Annotated in this window: 27 protein-coding genes; 12 read left to right on the top strand and 15 right to left on the bottom strand. The window is 65.7% G+C overall.

The window, feature by feature from the left end:
* Window positions 1-39 precede the first annotated feature (39 nt).
* Window positions 40-687, top strand: a complete 648-nt coding sequence (locus ACY9XZ_RS02740; RefSeq protein ID WP_463455544.1) for an ArsR/SmtB family transcription factor — start codon at window positions 40-42, stop codon at window positions 685-687.
* Here ACY9XZ_RS02740 and ACY9XZ_RS02745 read toward each other — a convergent pair.
* Both ACY9XZ_RS02745 and ACY9XZ_RS02750 read right to left on the bottom strand, forming a co-directional pair.
* Window positions 684-1,190 carry a hypothetical protein gene (locus tag ACY9XZ_RS02745; protein ID WP_463455545.1) on the bottom strand — a complete coding sequence of 169 codons (507 nt, stop codon included), beginning with the start codon at window positions 1,188-1,190 and terminating at the stop codon, window positions 684-686. The two genes, ACY9XZ_RS02740 and ACY9XZ_RS02745, sit on opposite strands and share 4 nt — an antisense overlap.
* Window positions 1,191-1,264: 74 nt before the next feature.
* The gene (locus ACY9XZ_RS02750; protein WP_463455546.1) at window positions 1,265-1,864 is read right to left on the bottom strand and encodes a DUF5789 family protein; all 600 of its coding nucleotides are present in this window, start codon (window positions 1,862-1,864) and stop codon (window positions 1,265-1,267) included.
* 213 nt (window positions 1,865-2,077) lie between these two features.
* Between ACY9XZ_RS02750 and gatD the strand changes: the two genes are divergently transcribed.
* The 3 genes from gatD to ACY9XZ_RS02765 all read left to right on the top strand — a co-directional run bounded on the left by gatD (window position 2,078) and on the right by ACY9XZ_RS02765 (window position 6,022).
* Window positions 2,078-3,325: a Glu-tRNA(Gln) amidotransferase subunit GatD gene (gene gatD, locus ACY9XZ_RS02755; protein WP_463455547.1), complete on the top strand. Its 1,248-nt coding sequence runs from the start codon at window positions 2,078-2,080 to the stop codon at window positions 3,323-3,325.
* Between the two features lie 96 nt (window positions 3,326-3,421).
* Complete coding sequence (locus ACY9XZ_RS02760) at window positions 3,422-4,315, top strand: N-acetyltransferase family protein (protein ID WP_463455548.1); 894 nt, start codon at window positions 3,422-3,424, stop codon at window positions 4,313-4,315.
* A gap of 51 nt (window positions 4,316-4,366) precedes the next feature.
* Window positions 4,367-6,022 carry a histidine kinase N-terminal 7TM domain-containing protein gene (locus ACY9XZ_RS02765; RefSeq protein WP_463455549.1) on the top strand — a complete coding sequence of 552 codons (1,656 nt, stop codon included), beginning with the start codon at window positions 4,367-4,369 and terminating at the stop codon, window positions 6,020-6,022.
* Between the two features lie 17 nt (window positions 6,023-6,039).
* On the opposite strand, the gene ACY9XZ_RS02770 is transcribed toward ACY9XZ_RS02765, so the two are convergent.
* The 3 genes from ACY9XZ_RS02770 to ACY9XZ_RS02780 form a co-directional block, all read right to left on the bottom strand.
* On the bottom strand, window positions 6,040-6,318 hold the full coding sequence (locus ACY9XZ_RS02770; protein WP_463455550.1) for a ubiquitin-like small modifier protein 1: 279 nt from the start codon (window positions 6,316-6,318) through the stop codon (window positions 6,040-6,042).
* A gap of 121 nt (window positions 6,319-6,439) precedes the next feature.
* Window positions 6,440-8,194 carry a TrkA C-terminal domain-containing protein gene (locus tag ACY9XZ_RS02775; RefSeq protein WP_463455551.1) on the bottom strand — a complete coding sequence of 585 codons (1,755 nt, stop codon included), beginning with the start codon at window positions 8,192-8,194 and terminating at the stop codon, window positions 6,440-6,442.
* Complete coding sequence (locus ACY9XZ_RS02780; RefSeq protein WP_463455552.1) at window positions 8,191-9,471, bottom strand: potassium channel family protein; 1,281 nt, start codon at window positions 9,469-9,471, stop codon at window positions 8,191-8,193. Before ACY9XZ_RS02780 ends, ACY9XZ_RS02775 begins: the two co-directional genes overlap by 4 nt.
* A gap of 29 nt (window positions 9,472-9,500) precedes the next feature.
* On the opposite strand from ACY9XZ_RS02780, the gene ACY9XZ_RS02785 reads away from it, so the two are divergent.
* Window positions 9,501-10,709, top strand: coding sequence for an NAD-binding protein (locus ACY9XZ_RS02785; RefSeq protein WP_463455553.1), 1,209 nt, complete (start codon window positions 9,501-9,503; stop codon window positions 10,707-10,709).
* On the opposite strand, the gene ACY9XZ_RS02790 is transcribed toward ACY9XZ_RS02785, so the two are convergent.
* Both ACY9XZ_RS02790 and ACY9XZ_RS02795 read right to left on the bottom strand, forming a co-directional pair.
* Window positions 10,706-12,220: an HPP family protein gene (locus ACY9XZ_RS02790; protein ID WP_463455554.1), complete on the bottom strand. Its 1,515-nt coding sequence runs from the start codon at window positions 12,218-12,220 to the stop codon at window positions 10,706-10,708. The two genes, ACY9XZ_RS02785 and ACY9XZ_RS02790, sit on opposite strands and share 4 nt — an antisense overlap.
* A gap of 116 nt (window positions 12,221-12,336) precedes the next feature.
* A complete protein-coding gene (locus ACY9XZ_RS02795; protein WP_463455555.1) occupies window positions 12,337-13,062 on the bottom strand; it encodes a nucleoside phosphorylase in 726 nt (241 codons plus the stop codon).
* Between the two features lie 87 nt (window positions 13,063-13,149).
* Here ACY9XZ_RS02795 and ACY9XZ_RS02800 point away from each other — a divergent pair, with 87 nt between their 5' ends.
* Complete coding sequence (locus ACY9XZ_RS02800; protein ID WP_463455556.1) at window positions 13,150-13,371, top strand: hypothetical protein; 222 nt, start codon at window positions 13,150-13,152, stop codon at window positions 13,369-13,371.
* 1 nt (window position 13,372) lies between these two features.
* Here the strand turns inward: ACY9XZ_RS02800 and ACY9XZ_RS02805 are convergent, their stop codons facing one another.
* Window positions 13,373-13,849 carry a hypothetical protein gene (locus ACY9XZ_RS02805; RefSeq protein WP_463455557.1) on the bottom strand — a complete coding sequence of 159 codons (477 nt, stop codon included), beginning with the start codon at window positions 13,847-13,849 and terminating at the stop codon, window positions 13,373-13,375.
* A gap of 224 nt (window positions 13,850-14,073) precedes the next feature.
* Here ACY9XZ_RS02805 and ACY9XZ_RS02810 point away from each other — a divergent pair, with 224 nt between their 5' ends.
* A complete protein-coding gene (locus tag ACY9XZ_RS02810; protein ID WP_463455558.1) occupies window positions 14,074-14,487 on the top strand; it encodes a hypothetical protein in 414 nt (137 codons plus the stop codon).
* Between the two features lie 8 nt (window positions 14,488-14,495).
* Here ACY9XZ_RS02810 and ACY9XZ_RS02815 read toward each other — a convergent pair whose 3' ends face one another.
* Entirely contained in the window at window positions 14,496-15,332 is an 837-nt protein-coding gene (locus ACY9XZ_RS02815) for a DUF63 family protein (RefSeq protein WP_463455559.1), read from the bottom strand.
* A 178-nt stretch (window positions 15,333-15,510) separates the two neighbouring features.
* Here ACY9XZ_RS02815 and deoC point away from each other — a divergent pair, with 178 nt between their 5' ends.
* Both deoC and ACY9XZ_RS02825 read left to right on the top strand, forming a co-directional pair.
* Entirely contained in the window at window positions 15,511-16,218 is a 708-nt protein-coding gene (gene deoC / locus ACY9XZ_RS02820) for a deoxyribose-phosphate aldolase (RefSeq protein ID WP_463455560.1), read from the top strand.
* 50 nt (window positions 16,219-16,268) lie between these two features.
* Window positions 16,269-17,552 (top strand): tRNA (N(6)-L-threonylcarbamoyladenosine(37)-C(2))-methylthiotransferase, encoded by a 1,284-nt coding sequence (locus ACY9XZ_RS02825; protein ID WP_463455561.1) that lies wholly within the window; start codon window positions 16,269-16,271, stop codon window positions 17,550-17,552.
* A gap of 43 nt (window positions 17,553-17,595) precedes the next feature.
* Here the strand turns inward: ACY9XZ_RS02825 and ACY9XZ_RS02830 are convergent, their stop codons facing one another.
* The 3 genes from ACY9XZ_RS02830 to ACY9XZ_RS02840 form a co-directional block, all read right to left on the bottom strand.
* Complete coding sequence (locus ACY9XZ_RS02830; RefSeq protein ID WP_463455562.1) at window positions 17,596-17,976, bottom strand: DoxX family protein; 381 nt, start codon at window positions 17,974-17,976, stop codon at window positions 17,596-17,598.
* 33 nt (window positions 17,977-18,009) lie between these two features.
* On the bottom strand, window positions 18,010-18,924 hold the full coding sequence (locus tag ACY9XZ_RS02835; protein ID WP_463455563.1) for a cation diffusion facilitator family transporter: 915 nt from the start codon (window positions 18,922-18,924) through the stop codon (window positions 18,010-18,012).
* A gap of 91 nt (window positions 18,925-19,015) precedes the next feature.
* Window positions 19,016-19,552 (bottom strand): HIT family protein, encoded by a 537-nt coding sequence (locus ACY9XZ_RS02840; RefSeq protein ID WP_463455564.1) that lies wholly within the window; start codon window positions 19,550-19,552, stop codon window positions 19,016-19,018.
* 243 nt (window positions 19,553-19,795) lie between these two features.
* Here ACY9XZ_RS02840 and ACY9XZ_RS02845 point away from each other — a divergent pair, with 243 nt between their 5' ends.
* Window positions 19,796-19,993 carry a DUF7835 family putative zinc beta-ribbon protein gene (locus ACY9XZ_RS02845; protein WP_004518623.1) on the top strand — a complete coding sequence of 66 codons (198 nt, stop codon included), beginning with the start codon at window positions 19,796-19,798 and terminating at the stop codon, window positions 19,991-19,993.
* 204 nt (window positions 19,994-20,197) lie between these two features.
* Here the strand turns inward: ACY9XZ_RS02845 and map are convergent, their stop codons facing one another.
* Window positions 20,198-21,094 (bottom strand): type II methionyl aminopeptidase, encoded by an 897-nt coding sequence (gene map / locus ACY9XZ_RS02850; protein WP_463455565.1) that lies wholly within the window; start codon window positions 21,092-21,094, stop codon window positions 20,198-20,200.
* A 43-nt stretch (window positions 21,095-21,137) separates the two neighbouring features.
* Complete coding sequence (locus ACY9XZ_RS02855) at window positions 21,138-21,980, bottom strand: isoaspartyl peptidase/L-asparaginase (protein ID WP_463455982.1); 843 nt, start codon at window positions 21,978-21,980, stop codon at window positions 21,138-21,140.
* Window positions 21,981-22,133: 153 nt separating this feature from the next.
* Between ACY9XZ_RS02855 and icd the strand changes: the two genes are divergently transcribed.
* Window positions 22,134-23,396 (top strand): isocitrate dehydrogenase (NADP(+)), encoded by a 1,263-nt coding sequence (gene icd / locus ACY9XZ_RS02860; RefSeq protein WP_463455566.1) that lies wholly within the window; start codon window positions 22,134-22,136, stop codon window positions 23,394-23,396.
* A gap of 125 nt (window positions 23,397-23,521) precedes the next feature.
* Here the strand turns inward: icd and ACY9XZ_RS02865 are convergent, their stop codons facing one another.
* The gene (locus ACY9XZ_RS02865; RefSeq protein ID WP_463455567.1) at window positions 23,522-23,749 is read right to left on the bottom strand and encodes a DUF7860 family protein; all 228 of its coding nucleotides are present in this window, start codon (window positions 23,747-23,749) and stop codon (window positions 23,522-23,524) included.
* Window positions 23,750-23,830: 81 nt separating this feature from the next.
* On the opposite strand from ACY9XZ_RS02865, the gene ACY9XZ_RS02870 reads away from it, so the two are divergent.
* Window positions 23,831-24,055, top strand: coding sequence for a hypothetical protein (locus tag ACY9XZ_RS02870; protein ID WP_463455568.1), 225 nt, complete (start codon window positions 23,831-23,833; stop codon window positions 24,053-24,055).
* Window positions 24,056-24,065: the final 10 nt, after the last annotated feature.

Raw genomic sequence — 24,065 nt, forward strand, 5'->3', positions numbered from 1 at the left:
AGTCATGCTTTTGAACCGTGACCCGCTACCTACGTATCGATGGACTCCGCCGAGTTACTCAATCTCCTTGGAAACGCCAACCGCCGGCGGATTCTCAAACTACTCGCACACAAACCCTGCTACGTCACGGAAATCAGCGAATACATCGGCGTCAGCCCGAAAGCTGTCATCGACCACCTCCAGAAGCTCGAAGACGCCGGGCTCATCGAGTCCCGCACCGACGACCAGCGCCGGAAATACTTCTCTATCGCCCGGAACCTCCGTCTTGAGGTCCGCGTCTCCCCCTACGAGTTCGGTACCAAGAGCGCGTATCCGGCAAATCCCGAGTTCGAAATGCCCTCGTGTCGTCATCTCTCGATCGACGTGGGTGCCGCGTCCGACGGGGACTTTCACGACCTGGCACAGGAGTTAGCGCATCTCCAGCAGTTAGAGAACGAGCTGTCGCTGGCCCAGCGATGGGTACAGGCCCGGATGACCGACGTGCGGGACCGGATCGACGCCGGCTTCGAAAACGGCGACGGACGACTGTACGCGGAACTCGTCAGCGGACTCGCGAACGGCATCGACACCGTCCCGGCACTGGCCCGGGAGATCGAAGCCCCGCCGGAAATCGTCGAGGAAGCACTCACTCGCCTTGCGGACGACGACGTGGTCGAACGGACCGACGACGGCTGGGAAATCGTCTAGATATCTTTCGTCAGCCCGTCACGGAGGTCACGACCGAAGTAGTGCCCGACCAGCGCGAGAACGAGACCGACGCCGCCGGCGATAGCGAACAGCTTGGTCCCGTTCAACCCCGCAGCGAGCTGCGGCAGGAGGGACAGGACGGCCGTGGCTCCGCCGCTGATGCCACCAGCGATCCCCATTTCGAGATATCGGCGTTCGCTGGCGAGGAGCCCGTAGACGAACCCACCCAGCAAAACGCCAAGCAGTTCGGTGAAGGGTACGAGCGGTATCAGCCCGCCGAGCACCATTCCGCCGCCGACCGCACCGAAGGCGAACAGCAGCGCCCGGAGTGAAAAGTAGCTGCCGCCTTCTTTTGTATCGGAGTCAGCCACAGGGGGCTCTGTCGTGTGCGATTCCCCGACAGCAACGTCAGTCTCCGTCGACTCCGTCTCACCGATGTCGAGACCGAGGTCACTGCCCGACGTCTCTGCGTCGCGGGTCCGTTCCTCGGTTCGTTCGGCCATATCGAGTGTGGGACCGCGAGTGGTATGGTCCTTGTGGGGTCCGCCGGCAGTCAGGGTAGTGGTGCTGATGGTGCTCAGATACCGAGCCACTCGTCGTTGCGCACCGAGTAGTCGTTCGACCGGCAGAACTTCGCCGCCTGTCGGCGGACGTCGCGGGACCCCGGGAGCTTCTCTTTCTCGTGGATACGCTCGATAATCCAGTCAGCGATGACCCGGATGCCCTCGTCGTCGTCATCCGCGTCGATAGCCCGCAGTTCCCGGAACGTCCGCTCGTAGCCGTCACGCTGTGAGGCGCCAAATGACGCGCTTTGGTATTCGTCGGCGGCCTCCACGACGCGTTTCATCGCACTGGCCACCGTCGGCCGCTGGACCCGGGTCCGGACCTCGGCTGGCGATTCGAAGGACTCGACCTCCGCATCGGGCAGCAGGTCCGCAACAGTGTACGTCCCTTCAGTGGACTCGATTTCCTTATCGCCGACCGCAGCGACCACGTCAGCCGCTGTCGCCGGGAACTCGATCGTTTCGAGTTCCGTCTCGAAGTACGCGAGTTCCGTCGGATCGACCGGCGGCTCGGGTTCGTCCGCGCGCTCAAGCTCCTCGGCGATAGCGCGCTCCCGCTGGCGGCGCTCCTCGTTTCGAGCCTGGGCTTCGCGGCCGTTCTTGTTGTCTGCCATACTTGTTAGGTGAGTGTCGAGTGGGATAACGCTGTGGGACGACACTGTCCGTGGGCTGCAGTCACAACGCTGCTCTCTCAGGGTCGCCGGATAGGAGGTAAGTGTCACAGGGAGGGCAGTCGCGGTGAGACACGCCGACAGTACGGGCCAAGACTCACCGCGAAGCACACCGAAACGAGTGGGTTCAAGTCCCACCGGCGGAAAGTGCCGCGCATGAACGCAGGCGACCGGGTCCGCGTCGAGCGCGCGGCCCAGACCTACGAGGGCGTGTTGCTCCCGTCGAGTACGCCCGACCACCTCGTCGTCAAGCTCGACGGCGGGTACAACGTCGGTATCGACCGCGAGGACGCGTCCGTCGACGTGCTAGAGTCGGACGTCTACGACGTCGAGAGCGCACAGGGCGAACAGGGGACCTCTGAAATCGAGTTCGACGACGATCTCCCGACAGTGTCGCTCATCTCGACCGGTGGGACCATCGCCTCGACGGTCGACTACCGCACCGGCGCGGTGACCGCCCAGTTCGACGCCGAGGACGTGCTTCGGGCGGTGCCGGATCTGGCAGGGATGGCGAACTACCGCGGCCGCGTCGTCGCCAACATCCTCTCTGAGAACATGACCCCGGCGGTCTGGCAGGACCTCGCGCAGGCGGTCCACGAGGAGATCGAGGCTGGCGCGGACGGCATCGTCGTCATGCACGGCACCGACACGATGCAGTACTCCGCGTCGGCGCTGTCGTTCATGCTCGATACGCCGGTCCCCATCGTCTTCACCGGCAGCCAGCGCTCGGCGGATCGCCCGTCCTCGGACAACGTGATGAACGCCGTTTCGGCGGTGGAAGCCGCCACGAGCGACTGCGCGGAGGTGCTGGTCTGTATGCACGCCGACGAGTCCGACGACCGCTGTGCGCTGCATCGCGGGACCCGCGTCCGGAAGAACCACACCTCGCGCCGGGACGCCTTCGAGACGGTCGGGGCGAAGCCGCTGGGCGAGGTCGACTACGACATCGACGGCGAGAGTACGGTCACGTTCCGCCGGGAGTACACCGAACGGGACGCCGTCGACCTGGCGCTGCACGACGACATCGAAACCGACGTGGAACTACTGAAGTTCTCGCCGGGGATGGACACCGCGCTGCTCGAAGCGGCCGCCGAGAGTAGTGACGGAATCGTCATCGAAGGGACCGGGCTGGGCCACGTCAACACCGACTGGATCGGGACTATCGAGGAGCTGGATATCCCAGTGGTCATGACCAGCCAGTGTCTCGAAGGGCGGGTCTGTGACCGCGTCTACGACACCGGCCGAGACCTGCTCGACGCCGGCGTCATCGAGGGCGAAGACATGCTCCCCGGCACGGCGAAGGTCAAGCTCATGTGGGCGCTGGCAAACAGCGACGACGTGGCAGACACCATCCAGGAGCCGCTGGCCGGCGAGATTCAACAGCGGTCGACGCCCTGGCTGTAGCGCCGAACCGGGCACAGTAGCCCGAGTGGGGGCGAAAGAGCCCGCACAGGGCCACCGAAGCGACCCTTTTTCACCATCGCGGGAGAGTCTGCCCGCATGTCGCCGACTGTTCGGACCGCGCGTCACGACGATTACGACGACGTTGTCGAACTGACCAGCGATGTCTGGCCCGAGCGCGGGCTGTCCGACTACATCCCGGACGTGTTCGACGACTGGGTCGACGCCGACGGCCCGGACCGGAAAACCCTCGTCGTCGACGTCGACGGCCAGGCCGTCGCCCTCTGTCAGGCCGTCGTGCTCACCGACACCGAGGCGTGGTTCCAGGGCATGCGCGTCGACCCGGCCCACCGGGGGAAGGGGTTCGGGACGAAGCTGACCGAGCGCCTCATCGACTGGGCGGCCGACGCCGGCGCGTCAGTCGGCCGAAACATGGTGTTCTCCTGGAACGAGGCCGGCCTCGGGCAGTCGCTGGCCGCCGGCTTCGAACCGGTCACGTCGTTCCGCTTTGCACACCCCGATCCGCAAGACGTGACACCGAGGATGACTGTCGGGAGCGACCCGGCGGCAGCGTGGGGCTTCTGGCGGGAAAGCGACGGGCGGGACGTACTGTCCGGCCTCGCGCTCGACAGCGGTGAAAGCTGGGCGCTGTCGACGCTGACGCGGGAGCGGCTCGACCGTCTGGCGACGGAACAGACGGTCCTGACCGTTGGTGAGGACGTGACGCGGGGGATAGCCGCTCGCGTCCGGACGACCGAAGCCGACGGCGAACAGCTCGCGGAGTACGCGGTCGGGGTGTGGAGCGACGTCGACGCTGCGCGGGCGTTATTCGCTGCGATAGCTACCGACGCAGCCGCTCTCGGCGTTGACGCGACGCGCGTCCTCATCCCCGAATCACCACGCCACGTGGCCCAGGCCGCGTACGCCGGCGGGAACATCGACGAGTGCCCGGACTTCGTGTTCGAGATCGACGGCCTCGAAGAGTTATCATGAGCGATAACGCGGACACAACACTCATTCAAATACCAGCCATACCGCTACTAGATGGATCTGGTTGGGAGTTCTCCGGCATTTCTCACGTACGTCGCGGTGTATGCTCTCGCAGCAGTCGGATGCGGTGTCGGACTCCACAGGGCGACCCGCATCGAGGACCCCGACACGCGCCGTGGGATGGTCGGGCTGCTCCTCTGCAGCGGGGGCTGGGCAGCGCTGGAACTCGGCTTCCTGCTCACGCCGGGGACACTGGGGTACGCGTTCTACCTCGGCAGCCTCATTGTCGGCCTCGCCACGGTCGGCGCGTGGCTGTACTTCTGCTCGGCGTACACCGGCCGGGCTTTCCACCGGAACCGGCTGTACCGTGTGGTCGCCGTGGGCCTCTATCTCGCTATCGTTACGGTAAAGCTGACCAATCCGCTTCACGGGCTCTACTTCGCCACGCAGTTCGTCGTCGACCCGTTCCCGCACTTGGCAATCACACACGGCGTGTTTCACTGGGTCGTGACGGGGCTCTCCTACGCGCTCGTCACCGTCGGCTTCTTCATGCTGTTCGAACTGTTCCTCGAAGCCGACTACGACACCCGTCCGCTCGGTGTTCTCGTCGGCATCACGGCGATTCCAGCAGTGCTCGACATCGTCGGGTTCGTCAGCGATATCCTGCTCGACATCAATCACGAACCGCTGGGCGTCGCGCTGTTTGCAGTCGGTGTTCTCTACGTCTACGACGGGGCGTTTCTCGCCGTGCAGTTGACCGACGGCGTCGACGATCCCGTCGTGTACCTCGACGACGACGGCCGGATCAAGGAGTCCAACGGCGAGGCACAGCGACTCTTCCCGGCACTGGCCGGTAGCCGCGGCCAGCAGCTTGAGACGGTGTTGCCGGCCGTTTCAGAGATACTGCAAACGGACGAGCAGATTCTCGAACGGAACCGTGGCGGTGGTGCGGAGTACTACCTCGTCAGCGACACCTCGTTTTCGCTGGGACAGGTCGACATCGGCCGGATGCTCGTGTTCACCGACGTGACCGAAAGCGAACGGCGTCGCCGCGAACTGGACCGACAGAACGAGCAGCTAGAGGGGTTCGCTACCGCGATCAGGCACGAGCTTCTGAACACGCTCCAGATAATCACCGGCCGCGTTTCCGTCGCCGGAGACGCCCTGGACCGCGGCAAGGTCGATCTGGCGAAGGAATCGCTCCAGTCGACGTCCGAGACGGCCGACCGGATGTCGGAGATCGTCGACGGACTCGCGACGCTGGCTCGACACGGGCAGACAATCGACGAGACGACGGCTGTCGACCTCCAGTCGGTCGTCGACGGAGCCTGGAGGCGTACCGACACCGACGGGCTCAGGATGGCGGCCGACGTGGAGGGGCAGGTCATCGCCGATCCGACCCGCCTGCGTGATCTCTTCGAGAGCGGGTTCACGTTCGCGGCACACAACGGCGCGTCGACGGTCACCGTCGAGCGGGAGGCCGACGAGATCGTCATCACCGACGACGGGACTCCGGCGGGCGAGACAGCGGCGGAGGCCTTTTTCGAGTACGGCGGCGCGATGCCGGACGCGGAGGCCGGAATGACGCTCCCGAACCTGCGGATGCTCGCACGGACCCACGGCTGGGACGTGACACTCGATACCGAGTACCAGGACGGCGTCCGCATCGTCGTCTCGAACGTGACGGTGGCGGGGCCAGTAGGAAACTAACGCGACGGTCGCTGGCTTTAGCCGCCGCTGACCGGCGGGAACAACGCGAGTTCCGTCTCCTCGTCGACTCCTGTCGCCAGCCCCTCGCCGGCGGTGAACGGGTCTTCGCCGTCGACGAGTACCCGGATGTGGTCGGCCAACTCCTCGTTCTCGTCGAGCACCTCCTCGGCGAGCGCCGGTCGCGCCGCGAGCAGCGCATCGAGCGCCGTTTCGACCGTGGCGTCCCCCTCGATATCGACGCTGACCGACTGGCCGTCGGCCGCGTCGCGGAGGTGTGCGAACAGTTTCCACTCCATAGCCGTACTCCGGGCGTCCGGCAAAAGAGGGTTCCGGACCGAGGTGTGTCCGGCCCGTTCAGGTGGACCGGAGAAGGACAGTCCGCGACGGCGTGCATCTGGCAGTAACGGTACCCGCCTCTCAGTTTGGCTTCTCCGAATCGTCAGCAGCGGCCGATTCGTCGTCGACGCCGTCTCCGTCCTCGGCCGGCGCTTCGGAGTCCGCCGAGTCGCTGTCGTCAGCCACCACGTCGGCAGCAGTCTCGCCGTCCGCCTCGCTGATCCGTTCTTCCGGGTCCCACACCTCGACGGAGTCGTCGCCGTCGTCCGCCGGCAGGTCGTCGAACGCCTCGTCCGCGGTCAGATCGTCGTCCGCGTCCTCCACGTCGGCGTTCCGAAGCGCCTCCAGCGGATCGTCGTCCGGGGACTCATCGCCGGACTCGGTCGTCCTGTCGGCAGCGCCGATATCAGCCAGATCAGCATCAGCAGCGGTGTCAGCCGTCCTCTCCGCAGCGGCGGTGTCGGTCGTGGCATCGGCATCGGTCTCGGCTGCGTCGACAGCCTCCGCGCTGTCGGTGGCATCGGCATCAGTCGTGTCGGCCGCTGGTTTCGCCGTCCCGTCGGTCTGTTCGTCCCCGTCAGGCGCACCTGACTGGCCGTCTTCATCATCAAGATCGTCGTCCGGTTCGTCCGCCACAGCCGCTGTCGTGGCTGTGTCACCGGGGCCGTCCGTGGCCTGCTCCAGCCGCCGCAACGCGTCCGGCGTGGCGATTGCGTAGATAGTGTCGCCGGCCGCCAGCACGCGCTCGCGGGACGGAATCGTCTCCGGCGCGCTGTCGTCGCGGGTAATCGCGACCACGGCGACCGCCAGACTGCCCACCGGCGCGCCGTCGAGCGCGCTCCCCGGGTCGACGGTGGCAGTGCCCATCGTCTCGTCGGCCGCCCGGAGCAGCGAGGCGAACTCCCGGTCCGAGCGGTCCTGTACCGGGAGCGTGACGAGCTTGTACTGCGTGTGCGGGTCGAGTTTCGGTGTGTCGGCGGCGTCGATAGCGACCGTTACCACGTCGTCGGCAACGCCCCGGAGCTCGCCGGTGAGCACGCGCTTTGCCGGCGCTTGCTCCCAGACCTGGACCAGATCGCCGGCGCTCGCGGCATGGGCCGGGTCCGCCCGGATGGCGACGGCGTTCGTCGAGGGCGGCAGCGTCGGGCCGATACCGGCCGCCCGCGAGCCGATGGCGAGGTAGTCGACGTTGCCGTCGTCGGCCAGTTCGACGTCTACGTGGCCGACGCCGTAGTCGGTCTTGAGCCGGACGACCAGCCGATCCCGGAGTTCGTCTTTCGTCAGCCGCCGGGGGAAGAGGAACCGGCGGTTGGCGAGTGTCTCTTTGGTCTCCTCCGGCATCGGGTCGTACCCGATGATGTCGTCGATATCGTCCGGGAGTCGCACGGACGTGACGCGGCCGACGGTCTGGACGATTTCGCTCACGTCGGCGTCGATGTTCCGGCCGCCGGTCGCGGCGAAGAGGTCGACGCCCAGTCGGTCCCCGATGCGCAGCCCGCCGTAGGCTCCGACGCCGCCGGCGAGGAACGCGGCGAGGTTCAACAGGACCGCGCCGGCCGCCAGCACGTCCTCGTCGCCGAGGATGACCTCGCTGAGCGCGGTCGTCGCACCGATGACGAGGACGACCGCGGTCAGGCCGAACAGGAGCGCCAGCCCGGTCTGGATCCGTTCGCGGACGTACCAGCGGTAGAAGACGGCGATAGCGGCCGCCGGCGTCGCGGCGAGGACTGCAATCGCGAGGAGCCACACCACTCCCTCGACCAGCGACTGGGATACTGCCCCCAGTTGCAGGTTCGCACCGACCTGTGCGAGCAGTGTCGGGCCGAGCGGTGTCATGCGACTTCCTCCACGAAGGCGTCGAGATCGGCGCGGCGGCCGATCGCGTACAGTTCGTCGCCGGCTTCGACGGCCGCATCGCCACGGGGCGCGACCTGCCAGCCGTCCGGCGTCCGGATGGCGACGATAGCAACGTCGTAGGCCTCCCGGACGTGGGCGTCCCTGAGTGTCGTCCCGTCCAGCGGGCCGTCGGCGCGGACCGTGAGCCGGCGGAACCGGCTGCCGGCCCGTCGGAGCAGGGAGACGAGTTCGTACTCCCGGTGTGTCCCGCGGGGTTCGACCACGACCTTGGGCTGGGCCGAGCGCAGGAGCGGTTGCACGTCCGTCCGGGTTACAGCGACTGTGAGCCGCCCCTCACCGCCGTCGGTCGTCGGTGCCTGGACCGGCGCCGGGGATGCCTCGGCGTCGGCGATTTCCGGTTCCGACGGGGTCTCGGCGGGGATCTCATCGGCTGAGGCGGTCGATCTGGCACTGACGACGGTCCCCCGGACCTGTGCGTCCTCGGTCAGCACCGTCACCTCGTCGTTACGAGCGAGGCCGGTCGGCAACAGCGCGTCCACCGAGACGGCGTGGCGGTTGTCGCCCACGCGCTTCGACAGGCCCGAAAACGGCGGCGCGGCGACAACAGTCGCTCGCCCCTGTTCGTCGATTGAGACGGAGGCGTCGCCGAGGTCGAACTCCGATTTCAGCCGCTCCTCCATCCGGCGTTCGAGTTCGCCGATGCGGAGGTCGGCCGGGAACCGCCACTCCTCGTTGCGAATCTCTGCCCGGAGTGGCTCCGGCAGCGGCGGATACCCCTCCATGTCGGTCACATCGCCGAGAACGTGGATCCGGACCTCGTTGCGGCCGCCGACAAGTTCGACCACGTCCGCTGAGAGTTTCTTTTCGCGCAGCCCCTGCAGGGAGAGCCGTTTGGGGAAGTTCGCGCCGAGTTGGTCGCCCTTGCTGTGTGCGTACAGCGACACCATCCCGACGAGGATGATCGCAGTAATGATCCGCTCGGCGTTGGGGGCCTGCGTGATCGACTTGTCCGCCAGCGCCATGAGCCCCCCGCTGACGCCGGCAAGTGCGATTGCCAGCACGACGACACCGAACCCCGGCACGGTGATGCCGGTAAAATACTTGAAACTGAACCCCAGCGCCCACGACACGAGCGCCGGTATCACCCCCACCAACAGCCCCAGATAGATCCCCATCAACACTTCGACCGGGAGCGATGCCATGTCCCCACTCTGCGTGGCCGGTAGTAAATCGCTTCCGGCCCGCGGACAGTACATTTACACCGACCGCTGTAATCTGGATGGGTATGGACAGACCGCGGGACTGGCTGGGTGCACGTGCGACCATCGTGTTGCCGGTGCTTGTGGCGGTGCTGTCGTTCGTCACCGGCGTCGTCAACATCAGCGCCGTGTCAATCGGCGGTCCGCTCGGCGATCTGATTCCGCGAAGTATCCAGCGGACCGCTGGCTTTACCGGTGCGCTCACGGGGTTTACGCTGCTCATCAGCGTCATCGGGCTTCGCCGTCGTCTGCGGGTCGCGTGGTACGCGACAGTCGTCCTGCTGCCCGTCGCAGCGATCCAGGGCCTCGTACAGCAGTCGGCAGTGTCGATTCCGCTTATCGGCACCGTGCCGAGTTCGACAGTCTCGTACCCGCTCATCGTCCTCTCGCTGGTTTCGCTGCCGACGATGCTGCTGAACCGCCACCGGTTCGACCGGCCTATCGACCTCTCGACGGCGCAGCTGGCGGCCGGGGCCGCCCTGCTAGGGTCGCTCATGTACGGGACCGCCGGCTCCTACGCGCTGCGCGATGAGTTCGTCAACCTCTCGACGGCGACCGACGCGTTCTACTACACGCTGGTCACGGCGAGTACCGTGGGCTACGGCGACATGACACCGAGGACCCAGCAAGCGAAACTGTTCGGCATGTCGGTGGTCGTCCTCGGGACGGCCAGTTTCGCCATCGCGCTGGGGTCGCTGCTGGGCCCGGCAATCGAGAAGCGGCTTTCGGAGGCACTCGGAAACATGACTGACGCACAACTGGACCTGCTCGAGAACCACGTACTGGTGCTCGGCCACGGCGATCTGACGGAACCGATTATCGAGGAACTGACCGACGCGATAGAGTTCGTGGTCATCACGCCGGACACGGAGACGGCTACGCGGCTCCAACAACGGGACATCGCGGTCCTGACCGCGGACCCGAGCGACGAGGAGCCGATGCAACGGGCCGGGATCGAGGACGCCGCGGCAGTCGTCGCGGCGACGAACGACGACGCCCAGGACGCGCTGGGCATCCTGACAGCGAAGACGCTCAACCCCGAGGTCAACATCGTCGCCGCGGCGACCGACCGCGAGAACATCGAGAAACTCCGTCGTGCCGGCGCGGACACGGTCATCAGCCCGGCGGTGCTGGGCGGGCATCTCATCGTCCAGTCCGCGCTGGGACGGGAGGGAATGGAGAACATCGCCGACCACCTGCTCGACGTGCGCGACGAGGACGACGCGGATATCTAGGCCCGGCCGCGGTCGACGATAGCGACGTCCGTCTCCACATCTTCCAGCCGTTCGAACGTCGGCGGCGAAATGAAACGCGACGCCTTGCTCCGGTCGCGGCTCGCACCGATCATGACCAGGTCGTACTGCGGCCCGGTATCGGCGAGGAACGTCTGGATGTCCGTCCGGGGGACCCGCGTCTCGAACGCCCCCTCGTACGGTTCGATGAGGTCCGCGAGCATCTCCTCGGCCCGGCGGCGGTCCCCGCGGGAGCCGATACAGGTCGCGACGGCGACCCGCCCGCTCCGGCCGGCCAGCCGCGTGGCGAAATCCACCATGTTGTGGGCCACGTCGCTGACAGACCGCACGGGGACGAGGATCTGCTTCCAGCGTGTCCGGTCGCTGCGGGACCGATGGACGACGATGTCGCTCTCACTGCGGAAGAGCCGCTGTAAATACGGCGTCAGCGCCCCGTGACGGCTCTCGTAGGGCGCGACGATGAGGTCGCAGTTGGTTTCCGCCGCGGTTTGCAGCGTTGTCTTCGCCGGCGAGCCGTTGTCGCTCGCGACGACGACCTGACAGGAGACGCCCGTTCGTGTCTCGATCCGCTCGGCGTGGGTCTCCAGCCAGTCGACTTCCGCTTCGAGGTCGGTCTGATCGGGCGACACCGACGCGTTGGCCGGGTCGCCGCCGTCGCCGACGAGACGGGTCCGGGCCGACGGCGGCTCCGACCCGTTCTCCGACCGGATGTCGAGCCGTATCGTATCCCGCATGAGCGATTGCTGGGTCGTGGCGGCGTCGCTGTCCGAAACCATATCGAGCAGGACCACTTTGCCGGCCTCGTGGGCGGCCGCGAGCCGCGCGCCCAGCATAGCCGTCTGGCCCGCCGACTCGCCGCGCATCGGGACGAGGACGTGGTCGTCGCCGGACATCGACTCGTACAGGTACGTCGCCCGCTGCTCGTAGAACTCCTCGCGCCAGACCACAAAGAGGCCGGCCACGAGCGAACTGGCGACGAAAATGCTGGCGACGAACGTCGCTCCCTGGGCCGGTTCGACCAGCAGCGCCAGCAAGGCGGTGGAGTACGACGACGGCTCCTCGATGTCCAGCGGCCAGGTGACCACGCCGGTCGCGAAGACGGCGAGGCCGGCACCGAGCGCGTTGACGCCGAACTGGCCGCCCGGTGCCGTGAGGTAGCTGTTCGAAACGGCGAGCGCGCCCAGCCCACAGACCGCGCCGATGGTGAGTCCCGCGACGAACCGCTTCGGATCGGAGTACTTGCTCGTCGGGTCGACAAAGAGCGTGTACGACCCCGCTGCAAGCGGCGGGAACAGCAGGAAGCTCAGCTGTGGGACGGCGTTCGCCAGCGTCGTCACCAGCACGATTGCCAACGGCACGAACACCAGCATGGAGAGATGGACGAGGTTTTCGGTCACCTCGGCCCACCGTCTGAAATCCTGTAGTTCGCGGCGCTCGACCCGCCGGAGTCGTCTGGCAGCCGCGTGGAGTCGCTTCCGGAACTGGTCGAGCATACAGTTTTGCTAGGGAGAGGGTCTGTTAAGCCCTCCGCCGGAAAACGGTTCGACCGGCCGCTCACACGGGTCCGACAGCCTCAGCAGGCGATCTCACGGATCCGACAGTCCGACGCCTACAGCGACGTGGTCGCCGTCAGACTGATTTCGATGGCGCGTTCGACGTTGTTCTTGGCTTTCTCGGGGAGTTCCTCGGCCTCGGTTTCGCCTTTCTGGGTCCCCTCGACGAGGTTCCCGTCGACGGTACAGATCGCGCCCGAGCGCAGTCCCTTGCGTCGACACAGCGAGAACAGCGCGGCGGCCTCCATCTCGACGGCGAGCAGGCCGGCGGCCTCCCAGTCGTTGATGTACTCGTCAGTCTCCGCGTAGAAGGCGTCGTCCGTGGCGATGGGACCGACGTGTACGTCCTCGTCGTTCGCCTCGGCAGCATCGACCAGCGACGAGAGCACGTCGTAGTCCGGCACGGCCGGGACAGTGTCGGACTCGTAGCGCCCGGTCGTCCCTTCGTCCTTGGCAGCGCCGTTGGCGACGACCATGTCGCCGATCTCGATACCTTTCTGGAGCGCGCCGGTCGTCCCGACGCGGATGAGCGTCTCGACGCCGACCGCCTCCAGTTCCTCGACGGCGATGGCCGTCGACGGCGACCCGATGCCGGTCGAACAGATCGTCAGCTCGCGGCCCTCGTAGGTCGCGTTGACGAGTTTGTACTCGCGGTTCTGGGCGACGACTTCGTGGTCGTCACAGAGGCCCGCGATGCGGTCGACGCGTCCGGGGTCGCCCGGCACGAGCGCGATGTCTGTCAGGTCACCCGGTTCGACGAGTAGATGGGGTTGTTTCGCCATACAGGCTCCGTCGGCCGGAACTGTTTAGTATTCAGTGGATTCTCGTCGGTCGCAACAGTGAGGTAGGACGCCCGAGAGAGAGGACGTATGGCGGACGATATCTCGCTGTTCGACAGGCGGATGCGGGGGCCAGCAGGTATCGCCGTGGCTGCCGGTGTCGCCCTCGGACTGCTGACCGGGTACACCGTCGACGCGGGAACGCCGGACGGCCCCTCGTGGACCCTTATCGCCCCGTTCGCGCTGTTAGCAACCGTATTCCTGTATCTCGGAGCCTACAGGAACCTCTCGAAACGGGTCGGGAGCAAGTAGCTCAGAGCTGTGTGACGAGCACCGGAACGAACAGCGTGAGCGCCGTACCGAAAATGAACGCCGTCAGCGCCCACTGTTGGATGATCTCGTCACCCCGGTCGCGGAGGCTGCCGCCGAAGCGAGGCATGGCGATGCGGGCGAAAAAGTAGTAGATGAACGCGGTAACGCCCGCGGCACCGACGACGTGTGGTATCAGTGGGATCCCGTTGACCGAAATCGCGGTCGGGAGTGTAAACGAGAGGCCGGCCACGACCGCGGCGTACAACAGCGCCGCGACGACGGCAGTGACGTGATGGACGAGAACGGCGAGGGGGCGACTCACGGCGGCCGGATCGGCGCGGGTGAGTCCGGCGGCGGCGACGTACGCCGGGAGGTACCCCTCGTCCTGTGTCACCATCGGAATGTTCACCAACAGACCCACGAACGCGCCGGCGACGACACAGACGAACACCCACTGCGAGAGGGGGTAATCAAGCACGTTTGGCCCCTCGCTCGCGGCGCCAATGAGCGTTGTGTCATGTACCCAAATGGTGGGATAAGCGACAGTTCTGGATAGATGGTGCTGATAAAACCCACCCCAGCACCCGTTAGCGTGCCATCTCGGCACAGCAGGTGCAAACCGCCCTCTAGAGTCCCTCTCAGATGGCTTTTACACCATGGCATATATATGCCAGTACCCCGTCATATATGTCAAGTTATACCATGTCACGATCTCGCTATCAGAACGGCAAACAGGTGATCGAGCGTTGGGACGAGGTTTTCAAGGCCGTTACATCCGAGCCGCGGCGGCAGCTCATCACCGCACTGTCGGACGCCCCACCTGGCGAGACAGTGCCGCTCCCCGAGAGTGCGGTAAACCCCAACGTCCCGCGCAATCCGACTGTCCTTCGCCAGGAGTTGCACCACTGTCACCTGCCGATGCTTTCGGACCTCGGGTTCGTTACGTGGGACACCGAGCCACTGGTCGCCGGTCGCGGGCCGCGGTTCGACGAGGTGGCTATCGTGTTCGAATCACTCCAGTCGAACGTAGCGGCCATTCCGGAGTCGCTCGTGTTCGGCTGTCAGCGGCTCGAACGGGAACAAGCAGAGCAGCTTGACGGTCAGTCGTCGAAATAGCGTGACATTCAGACCGGGCTGAACAGGAACAGGACGATGTTGTTCGTGGCCGGGCCGATACCGACGGCGGTCACGAGTGCGAGGAGAAGACTTGCTTCGACGGGGTCTGCTTCCAAGTAGTCGTCCAGCAGGAAGACGACCGCTAACGCGACCAGCAGTTTGACGAAGACGAACAGCCAGCCTTTGCCGAGATACGGGGCCGTCGGGAGCGTGCCGGCGAACTCCATGATGCGGGCCGGGATCGGGGTGCGCTCCGTGATGCCGATAACGTCAGCGCCGACCGCCGTCGAGACGCCGTCGAGCATGTGGGCGAACACGACCGTCGGGGCCGCATAGCGCATCCGAACCACGACCGGCGTCCGCCACAGCGCGACCGCGAGTACCGTCACAGCGGTGACCACGATTGCGACCACGACGGCGACGGTCGGCCAGATAAGTCCCAGCAGGCCGGACTCCAGCGCCATCACCACGCCGATGACGAGCAACACCGTCAGGAGTCCGGTCCCGATGAGCCCCAGGTTGCGCGAAATCGTCTCGCTGTGGCCGCGGCGGACGCTGAACAGCGTCAGCGTGATCCAGACGACGCCTAGCGTGACGAAGGTCGTGAGATACACCGCCGGTGCGCCAAACAGCGGCGCGACGACGGGCCGGTAGGCCTCGATAGGTGGCTGGTGAAAGGCGTGGAGTGCACCGCCGAGCGCCATCCACGGCGTCAGGGCCACCACGGTCCGCTGGTCGATCGGTGGTTCGAGGGCGTACAACAGCGCTGTCACCACGAGCGTGCCTGCAAGCAGCGCCACGGTGTACTCGAGCGGCGGGAGCGCTAACCCCGAAGGCAATACCATGTCCCCCACGCCGACCCCGACGAGGGAAAAACTTCCGAACGCGACCGGCGTTGGTATTATCGGCGTCGATGGCGTTCTTTGGCAGCGGTTTCGAAGGTAGCCGAACTGAGAAGGTCACAGTGACCATCGCGGCTGTCGCCCGCCGTCTTTACGTACACACCACGCCTCAGTCCGCGGTATGGACGACGTACCAGACCGTATCGAGCACACGGTCCTCGGCCCGACGACGACGCCGGACGACGTACGGACCTGCCTCGACGAGGCGCTACAGTACGGCATGCGGGCGTGTATTCCGCCGTGGGCGCTCCCGCTGGCGACGGAATACGCGAACGTCCCGCTCACGGCCGTCATCGACTTCCCCCACGGACAGGGCCAGACCGACGGCGTCTGCGAGGCGGCCAAACTCGCCTGGGACGCCGGGGCCGACGAACTGGACATGGTGTGTAACATCGGCCTCCTCAAGGCCGGCGAGGACGACGCCGTCCGCGACCACATCACGGAAGTCGTCGCCAGCGTCCCGGTTCCCGTGAAGGTCATCGTCGAAGCGCCGCTGCTTACCGACGACGAACTCGAACGGGTCGGGCAACTCGTCGCAGACGCTGATGCCGCGTATCTCAAGACCGCGACGGGGTTCAGCGAGGGCGGCGCGACGGTCCACGACGTGGAGATCCTCAGCAAGTACCTCCCGGTGAAAGCCAGCGGCGGCGTCGGGTCGTGGGCCGACGCCGAGACGATGTTCGAGGCTGGGGCCGAGCGGATCGGTGCATCGAGCGGCGATACTATCGTTCGGGAGTGGCAGGCAGCGACACAGGACGGGGCAGAGGGTGACGCCACATCCGAACCGGAGACAGACCGAGACGACGCGGACACAGGCGACGGCTACTGACCAGACCAATCCGTCGCCCTTTTGCCGTCCTGGCGATAGTGTTCGATTGAATGGCCCGGTATCACATCGAGACGTACGGGTGCACCTCGAACAGAGGTGAGACCCAGCAGATCGAGCAGGCGCTCCGGGAGGGCGGGCACCACCCCGCCGACGGGCCGGAGTCCGCCGATGTGGCGATCCTCAACACCTGCACGGTGCTTGAGAAGACCGAACGCAACATGCTCGCACGGGCCAAAGAACTCGATAAAGAAACGCCGGCTGACCTCGTTATCACGGGCTGTATGGCGCTCGCCCAGGGCGAGGAGTTCCAGAGCGCCGACATCGACGCCGAAGTGCTCCACTGGGACGACGTGCCCCAGTACGTCCTCAACGGCGAGTGCCCGACGGTCACGCCGGATACCGAAACGGTGCTCAACGGGGTCGTCGGCATCCTCCCCATCGCCCGGGGCTGTATGTCCGACTGCTCGTACTGCATCACCAAGCAGGCGACCGGCCGCATCGAATCCCCGACCGTCGAGGAGAACGTCGAGAAGGCCCGCGCCCTGGTCCACGCCGGCGCGAAAGAGATCCGCATCACCGGCCAGGACACCGGCGTTTACGGCTGGGACACGAATCAGGGAACGAGTCTTCTGCCGGAGCTACTTGATCGCATCTGTTCCGACATCGACGGCGAGTTCCGGGTGCGCGTCGGGATGGCGAACCCAAAGGGGCTCCACGGCGTCCGCGAGGAACTGGCCGAGGTGTTCGCCGAACACGACGAGCTGTACAACTTCATCCACGCGCCGGTCCAGTCCGGCAGCGACGACGTACTCGCTGATATGCGCCGCCAGCACGCCGTCTCGGAGTACCTGGAGGTCGTCGAGACGCTTGACGACCACCTGGACTACTGGACGCTGTCGACGGATTTCATCGTCGGCTTCCCGACCGAGAAGCCGGCCGACCACGAGGAGTCGATGGCGCTGCTACGCGAGACCCGCCCCGAGAAGATCAACGTCACGCGCTTCTCCAAGCGTCCCGGCACCGACGCCGCCGATATGAAGGGCCTTGGCGGCCAGACGAAGAAGGACCGCTCGAAGGAGATGAGCGAGGCGAAGATGGAACTGATGGCCGAGGCCTACGAGGAGATGGTCGGCCACACGTCCTCGGTGTTGCTCGTCGAGGACGGCACCGACGAGTCGCTGGTGGGCTACGACGAGGCCTACCGGCAGGTCGTCATCGCCGATGCACAGGAGCGCGGCCTCCAAATCGGCGACACGGTCGACGTGGAGATCACGAGCCACAACACCGTGTACGCCTTCGGCGAGCCAATCGAGCGGGCACAGGTCGCGGACTAAGCGGACCGTCGGATCGAGTTTTCACTGGGATTCGGCTGCACCGTCAGTCGCCGCTGTAGGCTTCACGAAGGAACGCTATCGCCCCGCCGAACATCGCGAGATTCCCGAAGAAGGCCAGGCGCTCGCCGCCCCGGTCGTCCGGGTCGGCGTTCCAGAAATCGTGCATCGTCGGGGTCACGACGGCGAGGAACGTGGCGACAGCGCCGGTCGAAACGCGGGGGAGCCGCCAGAATGCTGTCCCCAACCCGCCGACCAGCATCATCCCCGAGGCCAGCGGGGCCAGCAGGTCCGGCGCGGGAACACCCGCCGATTCAGCGTACTCGATAGCGTCTTCCATGTCGCGGAAGTCCTCAGCGGCCTGGAGGGCCACGCCGAGGCCGAACAACAGTCGTCCGAGCGCGAACCGTGTCGAGTCGTCGCTCATATGCTATTTCATGGCACGGCGGCTACTAAAACGTCACTCCAGGTCGGCGAGCCGTTCCACTTCTTCGTCGTCTTTCCACTCGCCGAGTTCCTTCGGGTCGACGTGGATGAACGCGTCGTCGACCTCGGGGAGTTCCTCGATAGATTTGATGACCGCCGTCTCGATGTCGTGGGCCTCGAACAGCGTCAGGTCGCCCTCTACCTCGATATGGAGGCTCACGTCGATTTCAGGGCCGACGTAGTGAGCGATAACGTCGTGTGCGCCCTGGACCTGCGGGTGGTCGAGGGCGCGGCGGAGGATTTCACGGCGGAGGTCTTCCGGCGGTGCGCCGCCGACGAGGTAGGTGACGTTGTCCTGGACGACCTCGATACCGGTGTAGATAATCCCGACGGCGACGACGAGCGCGGCCAGCGGGTCGGCGATGGGGTAGCCGACCATCGCGCCGGCGACGCCGACCAGTGCCGCCCCCGCGGTGAGGATGTCGTTACGGTTGTCCTTCGCCGTCGCGACGAGCGCCGGGGAGTTGCGGTCCTCGCCCGCGCGGAGACAGTAGCGGTAGAGGCCGTACTTCGCAGCGGCCGAGAACGCGAGCACGGCCACTGCGGCCGGCCCCTGTGTCACTGAGATGTTCCCGGTCAGCAGCGCAGTACCGGCGTTCCAGAGGACGAAACCGCCGGCGGCGAAGATACCGGCGGCGACGAACAGCGAGACGAACGGCTCGATGCGCTCGTGGCCGTGGGGGTGCTCGAAGTCAGGCGGGCGCGTCGTCAGGTAGAGCCCGGCGACGATGACCAGCGAGTAGGCGGTGTCGGCGGCGCTGTTAATCGCCTCGGACTGAACGGCAAAGCTCCCGGTGGTGAGCCAGACGCCGGCTTTCAGGAGCACGAGAAGGAGATTGACGCCGAGAACGAGCAGGCCGACCCGCCTGAGCGTCGCGCGGCGTGACATTGCTCCCCCGTTGTCGGGCCGCCGTCAAAGCCGCTTCGACACCGGTGCAGTTCCACACGGGGTCTCCCCACCAACACCGGAACCGACCGTCTCAGTCGATTCGGACAGCCCCGTCGTCGGGAACGGTCGTCCCGTCCTGTGACGCGAACGCGGCGTACAGTCGGTCGTATGTGTCTTCGACGGCCTCGACGATGACCTTCGTGTCGCTGACGACCGGCATGAAGTTGGTGTCGCCGTTCCATCGCGGGACGACGTGGGTATGGAGGTGGTCGTCAATCGAGCCGCCGGCCGCGGACCCGCCGAGGTTCAGCCCGGCGTTGAACGCGTCCGGGGACAGCGCGGTTTCGAGGGCGTCGAAGGTCCGCTGTTTCAGGCGGGCGTGATCGAGCAGGGTCTCGTCGTCGAGGTCGCCGTACTCGCCGGTGTGGGTGTGGGGAATGACCATCACGTGCCCGGGGTTGTACGGGTAGTTGTTCAGGAGGACGAAGGCGTGGTCGCTTCGCGCCACGAGGTTGTTCGCCCGGTCGTCGTCCCCCTCCTGAAAGGCACAGAACACGCAGTCGACGTCGGGGTTCGTCTCCTCGCGTTCGACCCACTCGATGCGCCACGGCGCGAACACCTTGTCCATACCGCCAGTTGTCGACCCACCAGCAAAAACGACGTGACTGCTGCCGCGGAAGTCACATATAAAAGTGTTGGCCGTTCACGGCCACAGACCGGTTTCTACAGCCGCAGGACCGCAATTAAACGTTCTCCATGGCTCTGAAGCCGTAACCGGTGAAAACCGGCTGCAGTCTGGCGATAAACAGTGTTGAACGGACCAGAACGGAGGGCTGTTTTTATACTATCTACCCGGCTTGTATCAGACGGGATGGCAGCGATAAACGACGGCGTTGACATGGCTGAACACTGTTCGACGTGTGACCGCGAGACACCTCACGCCGTACGTGTCCAGATACAGACAGAGTCCGATAAACGCGAAAACGCGGCGTTTTCCCGTGAGCCGTACCGGGTCAGCGAGTGTCAGATCTGTGGTACGACCACGTCCACGCGGATGAACAACGCCTGACCATCCCCACACCCCACCCCCACCCCACCGTTTCCGTACGCCACGCGGTCTCTGACTGCGTGGCCACACACCCCCCACCCCACCGCTTTCAATACGCCACGCGGTAACGGGCCGTGTGGCATACACACCCCACCCTTTCACACGGATCACGGGGGAAGTCACTGACAGTAGTTGAAAACAGTCGCTCGTCGTTTCGGAACCGTATTACCGCGAGCGCGTCGTCACTTCACAGCCGTCTTCGGTGATGATGACGGTGTGTTCCTTCTGGCTGACGTACGCGCCGTCCTGTTCCTTGAGTACAGGGTAGCCGTGGACGATGTCCTGCTGTTTCAGGCGGCGAAGCGCCATCTCCGCTCGCGGCGAGTCGAGCCAGCGGGCGGCAAACGGCAGCGTGCGGTACTCTTCGGTGATCTGTTCGAGGACCTGTCGGGCCTGCCGGTTCCGGACTGAGCCCTCCCGTTCGAGGGCGAAGATCTCCTCGTCGGCCCCTTCCTGGACCTTGCCGCGACCGTCGGTGGCGAACGGTTCGATGGCGACCACGTCGCCGACGTTCAGCGTCGCACCCTGCGCCACTTCGCGGTTCGGGATGTTCGGTTGGGTGTGTTGCTCCCAGTGGCCGAGGCCGTGACCGGTGAGGTTCACGACGGGGTTGTAGCCGTACCCCTCGATGACTTCCTCGACGGCTGCGCCGATCTGACCCACGTCGACACCCGGGCCGGCAACGTCCAGCGCGGCGTCTAAGGCCTCTGCTGGGGCTTCGGCGAGTTCGTCCTGCCCGGAGAGGTCGACCGTGACAGCGGTGTCGGCGAGCCACCCGTCGACGTGGACACCGATGTCGAGGTTGACCATCTCCTCGCCGAACGTGGCGTCGTCGTCGCGTTCGGGCGTGGCGTGGGCCGCCTCCTCGTCGATGGAGATATTCACCGGAAACGCCGGTTTGCCGCCCAGCTCCCGGATCTTGTCCTCGGCCCACTGGGCAATTTCGAGATGGGAGACGCCAACCTCGACGCGTTCGGCCGCCTCGTCGCGTACCTGTGCCAGAATCTCGCCCGCTTCGCGGCATTTCTCGTACTGCTCGGAATCGAAGTCCACGTCAGTCATGCACGGCGGTTAGTCGGTGGCGGGCAAAGGGGTTTCCCTCTGATTATCGCCTCGCGGTCTGCATCGCGGCGGTGTTCCGTTCGGCACCTGTGTGGCCGGCATGGTCGAGCACGATGACGCCGGCGCGCCCGTCAGTGGCGTCCTCGAAGTCCGCAATCGCCTCCTCGGCGGCCTGTCGCGGGCCGTACGTGTCTAATTGCTCGACCGCGTGGCGGGCGAGCCCGAACCGGGCGATGGCCTCCCCTTCACCGGTCGCGCTCGCGCCGCCGCGGTCGTCCGCGTAGAAGCCGGCACCGATCTGGGGCACGTCGCCGACCCGACCGGCCAGCGCGAACCAGCGCCCGGCGGTCGACGTGGCCGCTGCGAGCCGGTCCCCGTCGGTCGCAACCGCACCGACGGTGTCGGTACCGCTGAAATGCTCATGGACCCATTCGAGGTGGTCGGCGGGTCCGCCGTCGGGCGGGTCAGCGGCCCCGTATCGCTGGCGCGTCTCCGCGGTCGTGAGGTCGCGACCGGTTTCGACGCCAGTGCCCGCCGCAAAATCGACGGCCTCGTCGCCAGCGATGAGAACGTGGGGCGTCTCAGTTCCCACAGCCTGGGCCACGTCCGCGGCGTGTACAACGCCGGACATTGCACACGCCGCGCCGGCCTGCCCGTCATCGGTCATTAGCCCGGCATCGGTCCGTACCTCGCCGTCGCTCTGGACGGCCCCGCCGACGCCGGCGTTGAACGCCGGATTCGATTCGAGTGGGCGGAGCGCGCTCACCACCGCATCTATCGGCCGCTCGGACTTCGCTGCCTGTTCAGCGGCATCAGTGAGCGTTTCCCGCCGGTCGGCCGGCGATTCCGGTGGACTGCCCGCGCCGCCGTGGACGATGACGTGCATGTGGTCGTGTTGACACACCAAAGTCATATCACCTCCGGCTATCGCGATGGTATATACCGACATGCGGCCAGCAGAACCCTTTCTTTACGCACTGTGTTACCACGTCTGACGCAAAACGGCACGCCTTTAGGGGCGACTGTCAATTGGCGGAATATGGGCTACGATTACGACAAAGTGGAGGTTCCCGACGAGGGACAGCAGATTCAGGTCACAGCGGACGACGAACTCGACGTTCCGGAGAACCCGATCATCCCCATCATCCACGGGGACGGTATCGGAACGGATGTCGGACCGGCCGCACAGAAGGTGCTCGAAGCCGCCGCGAACGCCACCGGTCGTGACATCTCCTGGATGCGCGTCTACGCCGGCGAGTCCGCCCGCGACAAGTACGACGAGAACCTGCCCGACGACACCGTCGAGGCCATCAAGGAGTTCAACGTCGCTATCAAGGGACCGCTGACGACGCCGGTCGGCGCTGGCTTCCGCTCGCTGAACGTCGCGCTCCGAAAGACGCTCGACCTCTACGCGAACGTCCGCCCGACCTACCACATCGAGGGTGTCCCGTCACCGGTCAAGGACCCCGAGGAGATGGATATGGTCACCTTCCGGGAGAACACCGAGGACGTCTACGCCGGCATCGAGTGGGAGGCCGGCACCGACGAAGTGCAGGAAGTCAAGGAGTTCGTCGAGGACGAGATGAACTTCGACGAGACCATCCACGACGGCCCGGTCGGTATCGGTGTCAAACCGATCACCGAGTTCGGGACCAAGCGCCTCGTCCGCGAGGCCATCGACTACGCCCTCGAAGAGGACCGCGACAGCGTCACGCTGGTCCACAAGGGCAACATCATGAAGTTCACCGAGGGAGCCTTCCGTGACTGGGGCTACGAGGTCGCCGAAGAGGAGTACGGCGAGCACGTCATCACCGAGGACGAGCTGTGGGACGAGTACGACGGCGAGGCCCCCGAGGACTCGCTGGTCGTCAACGACCGCATCGCCGACAACATGCTCCAGCAGCTCCTGACCCGTACCGACGAGTACGACGTCATCGCGACGATGAACCTCAACGGGGACTACATGTCCGACGCCGCCGGCGCACAGATCGGTGGCCTCGGCATCGCCCCCGGTGCGAACTTCGGCTCGGCTCGCTGTCTCGCAGAGCCGGTCCACGGCTCCGCCCCGAAGTACGCCGGCGAGGACAAGGTCAACCCGACCGCGATGATCCTCTCCGGCCGCCTCATGCTCGAATACATGGGCTGGAAGGACGCCGGCCAGCTCGTCCGTGACGCCGTCGAGGAGACCATCTCCTCGGGCGACGTGACCTACGACCTCGAACGCCAGATCGAGGGCGGCAACAAGCTCGCCACCAGCGAGTTCGCTGACAAGGTCGTCGAAAACATCGAGAAGCTCGCGTAAGCGAGTCAAGCTGACCACTCGAATCTATTTTTATCGCGCATCTTGGGCCACGACTGGGGAGACTGCTGTCTATGGCGCAAAACCGTCGCTATGGCAGGATGCTGCGACGGAGAATGGACGGGCCGTTATTCCGTCAGCGGAAGGACCACGCCGAACACGAGCGGCGAGAGGAGTCCGACGAGAATACCGAGCATTTCCATGTCGACCAGCAGCGTATCGCCCCAGGCGGGGAGCGTCCCGAGAACGGCGCTTCCGGCGACTTCCCCAGCGATGCCGAGGAGGAACAGCCCCGCCCCGACCATGAACCCGCGCTTTGCGAGTGTCGCGTAATCCGCGTTCAAACTTTGGCTCATACAGGTCCGTTCTCGTGGGCTTACAAAGCTCTCTCGGATCGAAAAAGCTACATGCGGGTTCACACTGATATCTTGGCACACATGGTTTCAGAATCGGTTCCGGAGCTACTCGAACTCCTCCTCTCGACGGTTCTCGCAGTCGGACTGACCGTCGGTGGGGCACTCACCGAACAGGCCGCCCTCGCTGATCTGTCCGGCGGCGTCTCCGCGCTCGCTGCCTGGGAGGTGTACATGGGACTGGTCCTCCTGTACGCCGGCTACACGCTCGGTTCCCGGCGAGTCCTGCCCGCACTCAACGGCGCCTGAGCCGTTCTTC

It is taken from the genome of Haloarcula sp. HT12 (assembly GCF_055271655.1).